The 16,678-nt window shown below is 55.5% G+C and carries 12 protein-coding genes and 4 tRNA genes; 11 read left to right on the top strand and 5 right to left on the bottom strand.

Going from position 1 to position 16,678, the window contains the following annotated elements; all coding sequences use genetic code 11:
• Window positions 1-52 precede the first annotated feature (52 nt).
• Window positions 53-643, bottom strand: coding sequence for a transcriptional regulator BetI (gene betI / locus IE093_RS03625; protein WP_189466289.1), 591 nt, complete (start codon window positions 641-643; stop codon window positions 53-55).
• Window positions 644-893: 250 nt separating this feature from the next.
• On the opposite strand from betI, the gene IE093_RS03620 reads away from it, so the two are divergent.
• The 6 genes from IE093_RS03620 (at window position 894) to IE093_RS03595 (ending at window position 3,608) form a co-directional block, all read left to right on the top strand.
• Complete coding sequence (locus IE093_RS03620; protein WP_189466287.1) at window positions 894-1,853, top strand: choline ABC transporter substrate-binding protein; 960 nt, start codon at window positions 894-896, stop codon at window positions 1,851-1,853.
• Between the two features lie 99 nt (window positions 1,854-1,952).
• Window positions 1,953-2,029: transfer RNA gene (locus IE093_RS03615), tRNA-Met, on the top strand.
• A gap of 155 nt (window positions 2,030-2,184) precedes the next feature.
• Window positions 2,185-2,260 (top strand) — tRNA-Asn (locus tag IE093_RS03610).
• Between the two features lie 46 nt (window positions 2,261-2,306).
• A tRNA-Asn gene (locus IE093_RS03605) sits at window positions 2,307-2,382 on the top strand.
• 35 nt (window positions 2,383-2,417) lie between these two features.
• Window positions 2,418-2,493: transfer RNA gene (locus IE093_RS03600), tRNA-Asn, on the top strand.
• A gap of 176 nt (window positions 2,494-2,669) precedes the next feature.
• A complete protein-coding gene (locus tag IE093_RS03595) occupies window positions 2,670-3,608 on the top strand; it encodes a metallophosphoesterase (protein ID WP_189466285.1) in 939 nt (312 codons plus the stop codon).
• A 28-nt stretch (window positions 3,609-3,636) separates the two neighbouring features.
• Here the strand turns inward: IE093_RS03595 and IE093_RS03590 are convergent, their stop codons facing one another.
• Both IE093_RS03590 and IE093_RS03585 read right to left on the bottom strand, forming a co-directional pair.
• A complete protein-coding gene (locus tag IE093_RS03590; RefSeq protein ID WP_229803210.1) occupies window positions 3,637-3,972 on the bottom strand; it encodes a DnaJ family domain-containing protein in 336 nt (111 codons plus the stop codon).
• Window positions 3,969-4,400, bottom strand: a complete 432-nt coding sequence (locus tag IE093_RS03585) for a hypothetical protein (RefSeq protein ID WP_189466283.1) — start codon at window positions 4,398-4,400, stop codon at window positions 3,969-3,971. Before IE093_RS03585 ends, IE093_RS03590 begins: the two co-directional genes overlap by 4 nt.
• 402 nt (window positions 4,401-4,802) lie before the next feature.
• Between IE093_RS03585 and IE093_RS03580 the strand changes: the two genes are divergently transcribed.
• From IE093_RS03580 to IE093_RS03560, 5 genes are all read left to right on the top strand, one after another.
• Window positions 4,803-6,095, top strand: a complete 1,293-nt coding sequence (locus IE093_RS03580; RefSeq protein ID WP_229803209.1) for an ATP-binding protein — start codon at window positions 4,803-4,805, stop codon at window positions 6,093-6,095.
• Complete coding sequence (nosR, locus tag IE093_RS03575; RefSeq protein ID WP_189466281.1) at window positions 6,092-7,429, top strand: response regulator c-di-GMP phosphodiesterase, NosR family; 1,338 nt, start codon at window positions 6,092-6,094, stop codon at window positions 7,427-7,429. Before IE093_RS03580 ends, nosR begins: the two co-directional genes overlap by 4 nt.
• A gap of 128 nt (window positions 7,430-7,557) precedes the next feature.
• Window positions 7,558-8,226 carry a GTP-binding protein gene (locus IE093_RS03570; protein ID WP_189466279.1) on the top strand — a complete coding sequence of 223 codons (669 nt, stop codon included), beginning with the start codon at window positions 7,558-7,560 and terminating at the stop codon, window positions 8,224-8,226.
• Window positions 8,219-9,346: a sensor histidine kinase gene (locus IE093_RS03565; RefSeq protein ID WP_189466277.1), complete on the top strand. Its 1,128-nt coding sequence runs from the start codon at window positions 8,219-8,221 to the stop codon at window positions 9,344-9,346. The genes IE093_RS03570 and IE093_RS03565 overlap by 8 nt, the downstream gene beginning before the upstream one ends.
• Window positions 9,347-9,491: 145 nt before the next feature.
• A complete protein-coding gene (locus tag IE093_RS03560) occupies window positions 9,492-12,701 on the top strand; it encodes an EAL domain-containing protein (RefSeq protein WP_189466275.1) in 3,210 nt (1,069 codons plus the stop codon).
• Window positions 12,702-12,723: 22 nt separating this feature from the next.
• Here the strand turns inward: IE093_RS03560 and ligB are convergent, their stop codons facing one another.
• Entirely contained in the window at window positions 12,724-14,448 is a 1,725-nt protein-coding gene (gene ligB, locus IE093_RS03555; protein WP_189466273.1) for an NAD-dependent DNA ligase LigB, read from the bottom strand.
• Between the two features lie 90 nt (window positions 14,449-14,538).
• Window positions 14,539-16,578 carry a carboxy terminal-processing peptidase gene (locus tag IE093_RS03550; protein WP_189466271.1) on the bottom strand — a complete coding sequence of 680 codons (2,040 nt, stop codon included), beginning with the start codon at window positions 16,576-16,578 and terminating at the stop codon, window positions 14,539-14,541.
• Window positions 16,579-16,678 lie beyond the last annotated feature (100 nt).

Below are 16,678 nucleotides of genomic sequence, written 5' to 3'. Positions count from 1 at the left end.
AGCGTCCTCCTGGGCGTAGCCGGTTGTTGAAGAAGATGAAAGGAGTCGCGCTTCAGTTCGCGCGAGCCAGTTGTTCGTCGAGGTAGTCGTAGGCGAGCAGGCGCGCGCGGTCGACATCCAGGCCTTCCGGCGCCAGGGCACCACGCAACCAAAGGCCGTCGATCATGGCCGCCAGACCGCGGGCCGCCCGCCGTGCCTCTTCCTTGGGCAGGCAATGCCGGAACTGATGGCATAGATTGGAGTACAGCCTTCTGTCATTGACGTGCTGCAGGCGCTGGAGATTGAGCTTGTGCATGCTGCTGGCCCAGAATGCCAGCCAGGTCTTCATTACCGACTGGCTGACCTGGCTGCGGTCGAAGTTGCCGTCGATGATGGCTCGCAGATGTTCGCGTGGCTCATCGGTCGGCAGCGCCTGACGGCGGCGGGCCACCGCTTGGCCGAGATCACTGAGGATTTGGCGCATGGTGGCTTCCAGCAGCCCATCCTTGCCCCCGAAGTAATGGCTGATGATGCCTGCGGATACGCCGGCGCGACGAGCGATGCGAATCACGGTGGCATCGGCCAGGCCGACGTCGTCGATGGCCTCCATGGTCGCCTTGATCAACTGGCGGCGGCGAATGGGTTCCATTCCGAGCTTGGGCACCGGTCCTGTCTCCTCTACAAGTGGCGTGCTTGGCCGTGGGCATGTACGTTGGTCATGGTGCAAGCCTGGCCAGACGCCACGAGATCATCTATGGTGAATAGTATGGATCTTTTTTATTGAACGTTCAATCAATAAAAACACTACGCCATCCTATGAGATGGTGGATCATATATAAATTGGGGCTATCAGTGAGGCTGCTGTCAGGTGTGATGGCCTGTCTCGAGGGATGTTCAACAAGAGAGAGGAACCGATGAGTAAGACACTGAAAATGTCCATATCGCTGCTGGGTGCGGGAGCCATGGCGCTTGGCGCGGCGCCGCTGATGGCGCAGGAGCCCGAGAGTTGTCAGTCGGTCCGTTTCGCCGAAGTGGGCTGGACCGATATCACGGCGACCACTGCGCTAACCAGCGAAGTGCTCGAGGCGCTTGGCTATGATACCCGGACCGATACGGTCTCTGTGCCCATCGCCTATTCGGGACTGCGTAATCAGGACTTTGATATCTTCCTGGGTAATTGGATGCCTTCGATGGCATCGATCAGCGATCCCTATATCGAACAGGGGGATGTCGATCGGGTTGCCGCCAACCTGCATGGCGCCAAGTACACTTTGGCCGTGCCGCAGTACGTGTATGACGCCGGCGTGACCTCGGTGGAAGACCTGGCTGAGCATGCCGAGCGTTTCGACCGCCGCCTATATGGTATCGAGGCTGGTAATGACGGCAACATGATCATCCAGGATATGATCGATGACGATGCCTTTGGCCTCAGCGACTGGCGTCTGATCGATTCCAGCGAGGCTGGCATGCTGGCCGAACTGCGCTCCAAGATGCAGAGCGAGGAGTGGATGGTGTTTCTCGGTTGGGAGCCTCATCCGATGAACACCAACTTCGACATGGCTTATCTGGAAGGCGCTGATGATTACTTCGGGCCTGACTTGGGGGGCGCGACAGTCTATACCAACACGCGTGCCGGTTATGTCGACGAGTGCGCCAACGTAGGGGCGCTGCTCGAGAATCTGGAGTTCACACTGGAAATGGAAAACCAGCTGATGAGCGCGATCATGGACGAGGGCGAGGATCCGCGTGATGCGGCGCGAGCCTACCTGCAAGACAACCCCGAGGTGCTTGCCGAGTGGCTTGATGGTGTCGCCACCGTAGATGGCAAGAATGGCCTCGAGGCGGTCAAGGTAGCGCTGGACATCGAGGGCTGAGTGGGCATAAGTCGGGCTTGCCATGGGGCAGGGCCGCGTGCATAATGCGCACCCGTTGCCGGCCCTCCCCGGACATCCGGAGAGTTTCCGCCGCCGATTGGCTACGTAGCTCAGCCGGTTAGAGCACATCACTCATAATGATGGGGTCCCCTGTTCGAATCAGGGCGTAGCCACCAGCCGAATCCGACGCGCCCGCCTGGTTTCACTAGGCGGGCGCGTTGCGTTTACAGGCGCTTTTTCCCCTTGGGATAATGACTTGTGGTCGTCAATCGCAATGTCGGCTTGACGTTCACGAGGTGATCCGTATACTACGTCGCGTGTTCCGGGTCGTTCCCCGATAGCTCAGTTGGTAGAGCAAATGACTGTTAATCATTGGGTCGCAGGTTCGAGTCCTGCTCGGGGAGCCAATACGACATCGCCGAATTCGGCCTCGCGAACACCGTGACAGGCGATTCCCCGATAGCTCAGTTGGTAGAGCAAATGACTGTTAATCATTGGGTCGCAGGTTCGAGTCCTGCTCGGGGAGCCACTCTTCGCCGCCTGTGCTGCTAGCCTTTGTGTCATTCCCCGATAGCTCAGTCGGTAGAGCAAGTGACTGTTAATCACTGGGTCGCAGGTTCGAGTCCTGCTCGGGGAGCCACCTCTGGCCTCGGTAGCGCCAGCCGGTAGGTCGCCAGCTCAACCCTCTCTGTGACGTGACCGCCCAAGCCTGGATGCCAGCTGCACACTCGTTTTCCTTCCACGGAATCGAGGAGCGGAGAATCTCCCGCGCCGGCGCATCCGACTGCCGCACCTCTTACAAGGACAGGAGACCGTATGTTCGATCTCATCGGCGACATCCACGGTTACGCCACACCTCTCAAGCGCCTTCTCGTTAAGCTCGGTTATCAGGAACGGCAAGGCGTTTGGTCACACCCTGAACGCCGGGTGATATACCTCGGCGATTTCGTCGATCGCGGCCCCGAGCAAGTGGAAACCGTGCATGTTGCCCAGACCATGGTCGAAAATGGCCAGGCTTTGGCGGTCATGGGTAACCATGAGTTCAATGCTGTGGCCTGGGCCAGCGAAGATCCTGACATCCCTGGCGAGCACCTGCGTCGGCACAATGACAAGCACCGTCGTCAGCACCAGCTTTACCTGGAGCAGGTGGGGGAAGGCAGCGCGTTGCATCGCGACCACATCGACTGGTTCAAGACATTGCCGCTGTATCTTGACCTGGAGGGTCTGCGCGTGGTGCATGCCTGTTGGCATCGGCCTTCCCTCGACCAGCTGGCCGACTACCTCGATGACCGCCAGCGGATCCTGCCCGTCGCCTGGCGGACGCTGACACGTGAGCGAACCCCTGCCTACGATGCGTTGGAAACCCTGCTCAAGGGGCTGGAAGTCCCATTGCCTACCGGTATCGAGTTCAACGACAAGGACGGCAACCCCCGCCGGCTTATCCGAACTCGCTGGTGGGAATTGGAAGGTATCACCTATCGTGACCTGGCAATGGTACCGGCGGAAGCCATCGAGGAGATCCCACACGTGCCGATTCCCGAGGATGTGCTGCCCGGTTATGAGGGGGACAAACCGCTGTTCGTCGGTCACTACTGGCTTACCGGCATCCCGGAACCTCTCACGCCGCATATTGCGTGCCTGGATTACAGCATTGCTGCCGGACATGCGCATGGTGATAGCGATGGTAAGTTATGTGCCTACCGCTGGGATGGCGAGGCCGAACTGGATGCTGGAAAGTTCGTATGGGTCGAGTAAATAGTCATCGTGCGTAGCGCAAGAATGGCTAGATCGTGGTAGATGGCCGTCGTTGAATCAGCTTTGCTCGATATTCGCCTCGCTCCCGCGATAGGCTCAGGTCATGCCCCTGTGCCTGTAAACGGGCACGTAACAGATTGAGACGGGCGCAGGCCTGTTCCCGCTCCTCGCCCTGATCCAGACGAGCAATCAGACTTTCCACCTCGCGGATTTCGTGTACCAACTCTAACTTCGGAGGCATATAGCCGGCAATTTTCAGCAGCCGGTAACCGGCCCGCAGTTGCTCAGGAACCATGCTGTCATCATCCAACTGCAGCGGCTTGCCACTGCCTGGCAAATGATCAAACACGCCGTAGTGTGTCAATCCACGAGCTCGTCTGCTCGCTTCGCATACCCCAATTCATGAACACAATCCGCCGCTGCCAGGCGTACGCCAGTTGCCGATTCGGCAGTTGCGTCTTCTAGCGACGAGTCGATACAGGCGGTCAGTGCGCTTGCCTCAGGCTCCATCTCGACTTCCGGCTTATCAAGTGAAAGGTATCCGTCATCGTTCAAGCGCTGCAACCATAGGCCTGCCGTCGCCACCTTCGCCTCCAGTGACGACGCTTCCCAACGCGTCTGATCCACATCGTCATCCAGTGCCGCCTTCATCCAGTCGGGCTGTCCATCACTGCAACTCGCTACCGAGAAGGCAAGCAGCATTACCACAAATCCTTTGATACGCATAAAGGCTCCCTTGGTTTCGAAGCCAATGGTAACGTAGAAGGAAGAAGGCTGCCTCGACGACTGCATGGGCCTTGTGTCTCTCCTGGAGGCGACCCCTGATGCCGGATGCGTATCACCGTTTGGCGCCTTGCTGGCCTGGATCATGGTACTTGGTAAGTGGTTGTGAGCGTGGCTGGTTCCAGACCTGAATTGATGCCCCCCAGGCGAATAAGCGTGCGCAGGCCGACGAGTCTGATTTTTCCCTCAAGGTTCCAGGGGGGCGGCCGATAGTCCCTATAAGGTATCCAACGTATGCGCCGGGGGTGACAGTCAACCGCTTTGATCGTACCCGAACGCCTCCAGTGGTTTGCCGCAAGTCTCGGCCTGCCCCCGCCGGTCTTCGTCCATTCGGCCCCGAGTGATAGCAAGACATGAGCACAAGGTCACTGACATCCACACGCTTCGTTGCATTTCCATGGGGGGTGTTCCTTGGATAGATTCCATCCTTCTCTCGTGACCGCGTTGGCCGACCGCGTCGGTCTCGGCTTGCTGCTGATCGATCAGGAGTTACGCATAGAGTATTGGAATGGCTTCGTCGCTCGATGTAGTGGCATGTGTTTGTCGCAGGCCAAAGGTCAATTTCTCGCCGATGTTTTCCCCCATACGGATGTGGTGGGTCTGCGTGAGAGGGTCGAACGGACCTGCCTCGGAGGGAATACCATGTTTGGGGCACAAGACGATGCCCACGACCTGATCCAAATGCCTCTGGGCACTGCGGAAGGGAAGGGTGTGCGAGCGTTGAACTGGCGGTTATTCCCCGTGTTCCACGCGGACCATTTCGGGCTTTTCGCTCTCGTGCTCGATGATGCCTGCAACCGGTACGATACCGACATGGTTTGGGACATTCAGTCCGCTGGCGAAAGGGACGAACTAGTCGATCAGGATCGATTGATCGAAAAACTGGAAAAGGCCAACAATCAACTCGCGCAGTCGGAAAAGCTGGCGGCCATCGGGCAGCTCGCCGCTGGCGTCGCTCACGAAATCAACAATCCCATAGGCTACGTGTCTTCCAACCTGAAGACACTGGCCGGCTATGTGCAGGACCTTTTGCGTATCATCGATGCCGTGGACGAAGCGGCAGACATCGAAGCGTTGCAACAGCTCAAACGTGCCTTGGAATACGATTACATTCGTGGCGATATCAAATCGCTGATCAATGAGTCCGAGGATGGACTCGAACGTGTGAAGAAGATCATCACGGCACTCAAGGATTTTTCACATATCGATGAAGAAGAATTCCGCTTCGCCGACCTTCATCACGGCATCGACACCACACTTAATGTGGTACAGAGCGAGCTCAAGTACAAGGCTGATATTGTCAAGGAATACGGTGAGCTTCCAGAGGTGGAGTGTATCCTCTCTCAAATCAACCAAGTGGTCATGAATCTTCTGATAAATGCCGCGCATTCTATCGAGGAGTTTGGCACTATCAACCTACGGACTGGAAACGAGGGCGAATGGGTATGGTTCGAGATAGAGGATACTGGAAAGGGAATAGATCCGAAGCTTCTCAATCGAATATACGAACCTTTCTTTACCACCAAACCTGTCGGTAAGGGAACAGGGCTTGGTCTGGCGCTTTCCTACAATATCGTTCAAAAGCATCATGGTAGGATCAAGGTATTCAGCGAGGTAGGAAAAGGCACGAGATTTTGTATCTGGTTGCCGATAAGGCAACCAGTCAAGTTGAATTCCATGACAGATAACGAGATGAATGAATGAGTGAGCAATGCCCGGAAACAGCCACCGCAACGCTGTTGTTGGTGGATGATGAAGAGAATATGCTCAATAGCCTTAGGCGCGTGCTGAGAAACGAGCCTTACACTCTATTGATGGCCACGAGTGGTGAAAAAGCACTTGGGCTGATGGAGGAGAAGGATGTTGATCTTGTGATATCCGATGCTCGAATGCCCGGCATGGATGGTGCCACACTACTGGCCAATATCCAGCAGAAGTGGCCGAACTGTCTGCGTATCCTGCTCACCGGCTATGCCGATATCAGCACGACCGTGCGTGCCATCAATGAAGGTCATATTTATCGATATATCAGTAAACCATGGGATGACGATGAGCTGCGACTGATCATACGGCAAGCGCTCGCCTATCAGTTTACCGAGCGTGAGCGTCAACGCCTGGAGCAACTCACCTTGTCGCAGAATCGGCAATTGCAAGAATTGAATGCCGATCTCGAAAATCGAGTAAAAGCAAGAACGGCGGAGATTCAACAAGTTGCTGATATGCTCGATCTTGCTTATGCAGAATTGAAGCACAGCTATGTCACTGCTACCGAGGTGTTCTCGTCGTTGCTCAATCTGCGTTTACCACGTGATCGCCAGACCAATAGTCGGGTGGTCGAGTTGGTCAAGGCCTATGCCCAGCATTATCAATTGGATGAGGCCCTTGGTCGTAATCTCTCCATGGCGGCCGCGCTTTACAACCTCGGCAAGCTGACGTGGGAAGATAGCTTGTTCAATAAGCCGTCGGATCTGCTTTACAAGAACGAACTCGAACAGTACCGCCGCTATCCCGAGCTTGGCGAAGGCTTGTTGATGACGCTGGAACCTCTGCGGGACGCTGCCAAGCTGATACGTCATCATCAGGAACGATGGAATGGAAGTGGATTTCCGGATCACTTGAAGGAGAACCAGATTCCTCTTGGTGCCCGCCTGTTAAGGCTGGCCGTAGATTTTGTTGAGCTTCAACAAGGGATGGTACTGGAACGTAAATTGGAGCGAGACGAAGCGCTGTCGTTGCTTCAGAAGTATTCCGGAAGGCTGTATGACCCTCAATTGTGCGAGCGCTTCGTCAGCCTGTGTCAGGAGCTGGATCTCGACACCGTCATGACCGATGACACAATCCTGAAGTTGGATACGCGTCGCTTGGAGCCCGGTATGATCCTGGTGCGGGACCTGTACGCCGAGAATGGTACGTTGCTGCTCAACGAAGGAAAAGAGTTGGATGATTGGTTAATCCTGAGATTGATCAAGTTCGAGGACTCGGAAGACGCAAGCTATACCCTCTATGTGCGTAAGTCTCAGGAAAAAACAATACAATAATGGATATGGTGATATGCAATCGTTGGTCATGAAGACGAAGAGTTCCTTCTCTCATTCCAGAGAGTTGGCAGGTAAGAAGAGAGCAGTTGGATAGCGCTCGCAGAAACGATGAGTAGGGTGTGTCGAACATGGCTAACTACACTGAAAGCGAGAACAAACTGGTCATCAAGATCGTCTATTATGGTCCCGCGATGAGCGGGAAGACGACCAACTTGATACAGTTGCATACGCTCCTTAGGCCCCAGCGAAAAGGGGAGCTCATGGTGTTGGAGACACGCGACGACCGTACCTTGTTCTTCGATATGCTACCTATCGGTCTACGCAGTGCAACTGGACTTGACTTGCGGCTGAAGCTTTATACCGTGCCCGGTCAGGTTCAGCATGATAGTACTCGTAAGGCATTGCTTTCACGAGCGGATGGTGTGATTTTCGTTGCTGATTCCCAGCTCGGCCAACAGGATAATAATGCCATTGCATTCGATAATCTAGCGAGCCACTTGACGAAAGAGGGGGTGGATATCGAGAAATTCCCCATGACCATACAATACAACAAGCGCGATCATGAAGGTGTCATAGATGAAGCCTTGCTACATGCACGTTGGTCCGAAACTCCTTGGGCGCCATTGATCCTGGCGAGCGCCCTTCATGGAAGAGGGATCGTAGAGAGCTTTAGGCAATTGCTGGAGCGTCTTTACACTGCTGTGGATGAGGAATATTCCCTAGCAGTTACTCATGCCATCGATTCTCGAGAGTTCGTGCATCAACTGAGTGCTGACAGTGGAATTCCTGATGAGTAATTTGGAAGACGATCCGAGTCTGGATGACCTCCTGGCACCGAGCCATAGGGCGCGTCTCGTACAATTGCTTAGTACGTTGAGTGGGGCCGATGTGGAGCTGGTCGAGGATCCTGACGAGTCAGTCTCACCCCTTGAGTTCAACCTGGATACTCTGGGATGGTTGAAAACGACGCTTCCCAAAGAACGGCATCGGGCAGCGATACAGCTATTCGAGCTGTTTCTCTTGTATGCGGGGAAATACCGCCTTGCGGCCAATTTGCACCTTGATGTTACTGAAGCAAGTTACGTTGAATTGCAACAGCGGAATGCCGCGCTTCAGGCCTCGGAGGCACGCTACAAGAAATTATCCGAGCAACTGCAGCAGCAGGTCGAAGAGCAGGTCAAGGTGATCGAAAAAGCCCAGCAGCAACTCTATGAGAGTGCCAGGTTGCGGGCTGTCGGCCAATTGGCTGCAGGGGTGGCTCATGAAGTCAATACACCGCTTGGCTATATCGGCAGCAATCTTGCAGTGGCAGGGGATTATCTCGATGAGATAGAAGCCAAACTATCCCTTGACGACGACTTGGCAATCGTGTTCGAAGATTTTCGTGCGTTGCTTGGGGAGTCGAGAAGCGGTGCGCAGCGAATCGCGGGTATTGTGTTGGACCTGAGAACCTTTTCCAATATTGATCAGGCCGAATTTACCTCATGCGACCTGAATGCATTACTAACGACTGCTTGCCACCTCCTTCAGGCGGAGCACCATCAGACACTATCCATCAAATCGCATCTAAGTGAACTGCCAGAGCTTGAAGGTCATCCAGCGAAATTGTCTCAAGCTTTTTACAATGTTCTCGACAATGCCGCCAAAGCTATCGATGGAGAAGGCGTCATTAATGTCGAAAGTCGTTTTCGTGATGGCGTGTGGGAGATCAATATCGAAGATAATGGCTGCGGAATGCCTGAAGAGGTCATGGCACGTGTTTTCGAACCTTTCTTCACAACGCGTAGCGTCGGCGCTGGGACAGGTCTTGGGCTGAGTGTGGCAAGGGATATTCTGACTGCCCACCGCGGATCGGTTCTTTTGAGAAGCCATCCTGGGCAGGGGACATGTGTGACCCTGTGCTTTCGGCTGGATTGAAAGAATGTTGGCCTTTTCTCTGAGGAGGCCATCATGCATGAACCATGTTATTGACGTGAACTCTTTCATTAGGCCCGTAAGGCTCGATGATGTGGTAAAGGCAATGGTTGGAAATCGTGGGGCTTCCAACAGGAACGGGAAATAGATGAGTATACAGAACCACTTGCTGCGTATCCTGCTGATCGAAGACGACGAAGACGATTTTCTGATTATTCGGAACCTACTTCGCGAGGCCAATCATCTTTCTTGTCAGCTTGATTGGCTTGGTACGTACGAAGAAGGTAAAGCCGCTATTGGTAGCGAGAAATATGATCTGGTACTGATAGGCTATCGACTTGGGGGAGAGTCTGGGCTCGAGCTAGTCCATTATGCCTCAAGGGCGGGTATACGTACTCCCTTGATTCTGCTGACTGGTCAGGAAGAAGATGAACTCGACATCAATGCCATCGAGCTCGGTGCCGCAGACTATTTGGTCAAGAGAGAGATGACCAACTCGATTTTGGCCCGTAGCATACGTTATGCAGTCGAGCGATCTCATTCCATTGAAGTGTTGGCCGAGAGTGAAAAGCGCTACCGCTTGTTGTTTGAAGCCAATCCAGAGCCCATGTACATTCATCACCGCGAGACGTTGGCTGTCTTGGCGGTAAATCGAGCCGTCTTGAACTTGCTGGGTTATTCTTACAACGAGATCATGGGAATGCGGGTTCCCGACCTTCTCACTCCTGCTGAGCAGCAGCGTTTTCATGTCCATTATCAAGAAATAGACAGTGCTTCCGCCACGCCAAAAGTGGGCGTGTGGGTACTCAAGTGCAAAGATGGAAGTGAAGTCAGTGCAGAAATTACTGCTCATGATTATGTTTTCAATGAGCAACCGGCTCGCTTGATACTTGCGAATGATATTACCGAACAAATCAAAGCCAGTAATGAGGCTAAACGCCGGGAAAGAGCTTTCCATCAGTTGCTTAGTGACGGCCGTGATGCATTGTTAGTGATCGACTCGGAAGGTTTGGTACGTTATGCCAACCCTGCAGCCGTGTCACTCTTCTGGTCTACCACAGAGAGGTTGATGCAGAGGTGCTTCGAGCTCCCTGTAGTCAATGATAGTCTTTTTGAGTGGACTGTTTTCGTGGAGGGTGAAGGGCATGTCATCGTTGAGGTCCAACGCTCGCAGACCGAATGGGATGGGGAAACCATGTTCCTTTTCTCACTGCGTGACATCCGTCAAAGGAAGGAAGCGGAAAAGCAGCTTCACCTATTGAAGCGAAGCATCGAGTCCAGCTATAACGGGATAGCAATCGCCGATGCGTTGGCACCTGATATACCTCTCATCTATGTCAATCCCGCATTTGAACGGATTACTGGTTATGTGGCGGAAGACGTGGTTGGATTGAACTGCCGCTTTCTTCAATCTGGTGATCGTCACCAACCTGGTGTAGAGCAGATCCGCCTGGGACTGAACGAGCAGAGAGAGATTTATACGGTCTTGCGAAATTTTCGCAAGGATGGATCTCCATTCTGGAATGAACTTTACATCACGCCTGTACGTGACGAAGATGATGTCGTTTCTCATTATGTTAGTGTGCTGAACGATATCTCTGAGAAAAAACGCTTTGAGGCGGAGCTTGCTTTCCATATCAGTCATGATGTTCTGACGGGCCTTCCGAATCGCTCTCTCATTGAAGACCGTTTGGTGCAGGGTTGTCAATTTGCGAAGCGCTATCAGCGAAGCCTGGCGGTTATTTTGTTGGATCTCGATGGATTCAAGCCCATCAACGATTCCATGGGACATGCGGCAGGAGATCAAGTGCTCGTCGAGGTCGCTAACCGGCTCAAACAGCAGATTCGACCTGGTGATACTGCGGCTCGTCTAGGAGGAGATGAGTTTGTCGTTTTACTACCTGATTTGTTCCGCCAGGAGGATGCACTGCAAGTTACTGAAAGGTTGCTTTCGAATATCGCTCTCCCTTATCAGATCGGTGATGCCGAGCTTCGAATCACGGCGAGTGCTGGTATTGTCGTTAGTGATGGTGAGGAGAAAAATCCCTTGGGTTTGGTTCAACAAGCCGACTTGGCAATGTATAAGGCCAAGAAGCGGGGGAGGAATAACTTCCAATGGTACACTAATGACCTGAACCAACAAGTCAGTGAACGAGTCACTCTTCGCAATGAGTTGCAGAAAGCTATTGAATGCGGTGGGTTTGAAATTTACTTTCAACCTCAAGTAGATGCTAATGGGCAGAACTTGGTAGGAATGGAAGCTCTACTTCGCTGGCATCATAGCGAGCTTGGTTTCATCTCACCTGCCAGTGTCATCTCGATTGCAGAAGATACTGGGCAGATTTTCTCGCTCAATCGTTGGGTGATGGAAACTGCCTGTCGCTACATCAAGTCACTTTACGACCAAGGGTTAGTGGATATTCCTGTTGCCGTCAACATTTCTCCACTGCAATTCCAAAGGGACCACTTCGTCGATCTGGTACGTCAAGTCCTTGAAAGAACTCAGCTCGAAGCCAAATTCCTTGAGTTAGAGCTTACGGAAACCATTCTTCTCGATAATGCAGAGCGTGCCGTACAGACGCTTCATGAGTTGAAAAATCTTGGTGTCCGCCTGGCTATCGATGACTTCGGTACAGGCTTTTCCAGTCTCGGATATTTGAAAAGGCTGCCCATCGATAAAATCAAGATCGACCGTACTTTTATCAAGGAAATCATTCGTGATCAGCATGATGCGGCAATTACTCAAGGCATCATTTCCATGGTGCACCATCTGGGGCTCCAAGTCGTTGCCGAGGGAGTCGAGACCGAGCCACAGTTTGCGTTTCTAAGGAAAAGCCAGTGCGATGCATATCAAGGCTACTACTTCAGCAAGCCATTACCCTTGGAGAAGCTCAGGGATTACCTCCAGCAGCATCAGGAAACGCCGAGCGTCAAGCTACCGCGGCGTGACGGTGACGAGTCCATCCAGACTCTGTTGCTGCTCGATGACGAAGAGAACATTCTTCGCGCACTGTCACGCGTGTTACGCCGTGAAGGGTATCGGATCCTTACCGCCAGCCGTGCTCATGATGCGTTTGAGCTGCTGGCCAAGCATGAAGTCCAGGTCATACTTTCCGATCAGCGGATGCCGGAAATGAATGGCACCGCATTCTTCAGCCGGGTCAAGGATCTTTATCCCGATACCATCCGCATCGTGCTGTCCGGTTATACGGACCTCCAATCCGTGACTGAGGCTATCAACGAGGGAGCGATCTACAAGTTTCTCACCAAGCCCTGGAATGACGAGCAGCTTCGTCTGGATATCAAGCAGGCCTTTCAACACTATGCCATGGCCAGGGATAAAGGAACGCCACTGTAGCTGACGATGCGGAATTGCCGATTTACCGAGGGACAATGTGGAGCATGATGCGATCCAACTGCCTACCGATGTCTGGATGGGCGAAGAAGGCTACCAGGTGATTGGCAGTCGTGGTGCCGATACCGGAATGTTGCATCCAGTCATGTCGACTCCGGGCGCGCAGCTCGGCGAGGTCGACCCGTCCATCGGGACCTGCCAGAGCGCGCTCGTCGACCGGTGGCATGCCCAGGGCCGAGAACCAGCGTGCCCATGGCCGTTGGCGGCTGGCCTGAAAGCTGGCGTACCACTGGGCGGCACGTGCCTCACCCACCCCCGGCAATGCTTCGAGTTGCTTCGGCGTCAGCCTTTGCCAGTCGAGCAAGTCCTCGACCAAACCGCCGGCGATCAGGCGTTGCCAAGTACCTTCACCGACTCCCGGGATATCCAGCCCCTGGGGGCCCGATAGCCATGCCAGGCGCGCGAGAAATTGCATTTCACAGCCGTCATTAAGGTGCAGGCAGCTCAGCCGGTGGTAACGCTCGGGAGGCGGCGCATCCAGTTCCGGCCGTGGCTCGGCACGTATCAGTACGTCGTCGAGCTGAGGGATCGTCAGGCCCGCCAGGCGAATCATCACCTGATCGCCAGGGCGTACGTCCCATTCCTGCCATTGGCTCAAGGACCCGAGGCTGACGCGACGAACGGTCCGGTCGTCGAGCTGGGTCGGGTAGAGTTGCAGTACGGGGGTGATATTGCCGGTACGTCCAATACGGAAGTCGACATCGCGCACCACGGCCAGGCTGCGCTGGGCGGGATGCTTCCAGGCCACGGCCCAGTCGGGCGGCTCGGGTTGCCAGTCGCGGGCAGCGGGGCGAGTGTTTTGGCGAAGCACGACGCCATCGGTGGCGAATGGCAAGGCATGACGATACCAACGCTGGCGCCAGCGGGTGACATCATCCAAGTCGGCCACCGGCCGAGTAAGGCGGGCGGTGGTCGTGAATCCCCACCTTTCGAGGGTGGCAAGTCTCTCGTGCATTGGCTCTGGCCCATTGGGCCAGTCCCATACGAATAGGCCGATTTCGTCGGCACCATCGGCGTCGAGTTCGTGTCGTGCCATCAGGCCGATGATCGCGTTACGTGCGCCGTCGCTGCCATGCTCGGCCTGAATATGGCCGGGACGACGGTGGTAGAGCTCGCCTTGCAGGATGACCCGTTCCGGTGACTCCGTGGGCAGTTTTCGAGGAATGGCGGCGATCCGCTGGGCATGAGATAGCCAGTTCTGTCCGGCCCGGCCGTCTCCACGGCTGATGGCGGCTGTGAGTCGGCCATCTTCGTAGACCAATGTTACCGCCACACCGTCGACCTTGGGCTGGATCCACAACTCGTCGTGGCGCCGGCGTTCGATCCAGGTGGTCAAGGCCTGTCGATCGTCGAGCTTGGCCAGTCCGGTGTGTGGGACGGGGTGAAGGACCGGCCCGCTGTCGACGATGGGAAGGGTAGAGGATGACGATGCTTCGACGCAGTCCTGCCATGCGGTCAGCCTGGCGCGAGCCTGGTCGTAGACGCTGTCTTCCACCAGGCGTTCGCCGCGTCGGTAATAGGCGTCATTCCATTCGGCTATCCGGGCTTGCAGCGTCTGCATGGCGCGATCAGCCTGCGCGGGTGCCCAGTCGGGGCATTCGTCGGCCTGGGCTAGCGGCAAACCCAGATGCGCAAGCAGTACACACGAGAAGAGAATGGGGCGGGGGACCCCGAAGGTATGACGTTGCATATTGCCTCCCTGCGTTGATAATGGCCTCATTCCATAAGGCCATGCTTTTACACCAACGCCCCGCGAGTGGGGCGTTGGTGTGGTCGCCACTTAGGCTTGACGGCTCAACTGGGCATAGTCGAGCAGGATTTCCGCGCCTTCGATGACTTGGGCCCTGTCCGCGGGGAGCTCCTCTTCCTCGGTCTCTTCACCTCGAGCATCCACCCAGTCTTCCAGGGGGGCGAGCCCCAAGGCGCGTCGCCGTTGGTTCTCCAGCGAGAGCTGCTCGGCTTCTTGAGCCTCCATCTCGCGTTGGCGCTGCTCGCGATTCAGGCTGATGGTGGTGTGCTGCTCACGCAGTTTGCGTGCAAGCTCGGCCTGGCGCTCGAGGTATACGAAGTTGGGGTGGCCAGCGACCCGTTCGCGATGCCGCGAAGTGAGCGTCTCGATATAGCGCCAGGGTTCGCCGTAAAGCCGATATTGAACAGCGCGCACGGTATCCCAGGGCAGGGCATTATCCAGGCTGCTTTCACCGATCTGCTCCGGGTCCACTAGGCTTGGGAAGAGGATGTCGGGTTCCACGCCCCTATGTTGGGTGCTTTCGCCGGAGATACGGTAGAACTTGGCCCGGGTCAGCTTGATCTGGCCATGGGTCAGGTCGTTGAGCGTTTGCACGGTGCCTTTGCCGAAGGTCTGCGAGCCCACGACCAGGCCACGCCCGTAATCCTGGATGGCGCCGGCAAAGATTTCCGATGCCGAAGCCGACAGCCGGTTGACCAGCACCTCCAATGGGCCATCGTAGAGAGTACCGCTTTCGGTATCGCCATACAGACTGATGCGCCCGCGGGCATCGCGTACCTGAACGGTCGGACCGCGGTCGATGAACAGGCCGATCAGGGAGTTGGCTTCCTGCAAGGCGCCACCGCCATTGTTGCGCAGGTCCAGTACGATCCCCTCGATGTCTTCCTGTTTGAGCCGCTCGATTTCACGGGCTACGTCTCGCGTGGTACTGCGATATTCGTCCTCACCGGCCTGCCAGGCATCGAAATCGACATAGAAGGTCGGAATCGTGATCACTCCGATACGGTGGGTGCCGTCCTCTCTCTTGATTTCGATGACTTCGCCGCTGGCTGCTTGGTCCTCGAGCGTGACGGTATCGCGGGTGATTTCGACGGTGCGCGAGCGGGTCATGTCGATGGCTTGGGCAGGGACCACGTCCAATCTGACCACCGAACCCTTGGGGCCACGGATCAGGTCGACCACTTCGTCCAGGCGCATGCCGACCACGTTGACCATCTCACCATCCTCCTGGCCCACGGCGATGATCCGGTCGGCGGGTTGGAGGACGCCGGCCTTGTCAGCGGGGCCACCGGGTACCAGGCTCGAAACCTTGACGTATTCCCCTTCGGTCTGCAGCAGGGCACCGATACCTTCCAGCGACAAGCGCATCTGGATATCGAAGGATTCCCCCTGTCGCGGAGACAGGTATTCGGTGTGTGGGTCGATGGTACCGGTCACCGCCGCCATGAACAGGCCGAAGACATCTTCGCCATTGGTCTGGCGGACGCGCGAAAGCTGGCCTTCATAACGCTGGACCAGGTTTTCGCGTACTTGTTCGTCATCCTGACCGCTGATCGACATGGTCAAGGCGGCATTCTTCAGCCGCTTGTTCCAGAGCTCGTCCAGCTCGCTCTCGCTATTGGCCCAAGGAGCCCCCTCGCGATCGATCTCGAGTCGGTCGTCGGTGTCGAAGCGGTAGTTCAGCCCATTGTCGATCTTGTCGATAATCCACTCGAGGCGTGATTCGAGACGTTCGTGATAGCGCTGATACAGCGCATAGACACGTTCCAGTTCGCCATCCTGGAGAGCATCGTCCATAGTGGTTTCCAAGTCGCGGAAACTGTCCACGTCACGACGCAGCAGATAGGCGCGCTGGGAATCCAGGACATTCAGATAACGATCGAATGCCTGCCGTGACCACTCTTCGTCGAGGCTGACGTCCGCGTAATGCCCATAACGCAGCGACTCGGCGACTTCGGCCGCGGCTTGGCGGTGAGCGTCGGAGGGTTGCGGTTGCGCAAGAGCTATTGCACTGAAAGATGCGATCAGCGCGATGGCACTCACACGCCGAAGGGCGGCAATCAGGCTCATCAATGAAGCACTCCCGGTTTCATGTACACTTCTTCCCTAGAGACTCATGCTCGGCGAGTGAGTTGCGTCTGCCGAGATGGCATTGTAGCAGCCTGTGTCG

Source organism: Litchfieldella qijiaojingensis, from assembly GCF_014651875.1.
Lineage (GTDB): Bacteria > Pseudomonadota > Gammaproteobacteria > Pseudomonadales > Halomonadaceae > Litchfieldella > Litchfieldella qijiaojingensis.
Note: the sequence above shows the minus strand (reverse complement) of the source record. Positions and strands in the feature narration are given on the sequence as shown.

Excerpts from the sequence above, each read along its gene's own strand:
- IE093_RS03620 (WP_189466287.1), top strand. The coding sequence starts at position 894 with ATGAGTAAGACACTGAAAATGTCCATATCGCTGCTGGGTGCGGGAGCC.
- IE093_RS03595 (WP_189466285.1), top strand. The coding sequence starts at position 2,670 with ATGTTCGATCTCATCGGCGACATCCACGGTTACGCCACACCTCTCAAG.
- IE093_RS03585 (WP_189466283.1), bottom strand. The coding sequence starts at position 4,400 with ATGCAGTCGTCGAGGCAGCCTTCTTCCTTCTACGTTACCATTGGCTTC.
- nosR (WP_189466281.1), top strand. The coding sequence starts at position 6,092 with ATGAGTGAGCAATGCCCGGAAACAGCCACCGCAACGCTGTTGTTGGTG.
- IE093_RS03570 (WP_189466279.1), top strand. The coding sequence starts at position 7,558 with ATGGCTAACTACACTGAAAGCGAGAACAAACTGGTCATCAAGATCGTC.
- IE093_RS03565 (WP_189466277.1), top strand. The coding sequence starts at position 8,219 with ATGAGTAATTTGGAAGACGATCCGAGTCTGGATGACCTCCTGGCACCG.
- IE093_RS03560 (WP_189466275.1), top strand. The coding sequence starts at position 9,492 with ATGAGTATACAGAACCACTTGCTGCGTATCCTGCTGATCGAAGACGAC.
- ligB (WP_189466273.1), bottom strand. The coding sequence starts at position 14,448 with ATGCAACGTCATACCTTCGGGGTCCCCCGCCCCATTCTCTTCTCGTGT.
- IE093_RS03550 (WP_189466271.1), bottom strand. The coding sequence starts at position 16,578 with ATGAGCCTGATTGCCGCCCTTCGGCGTGTGAGTGCCATCGCGCTGATC.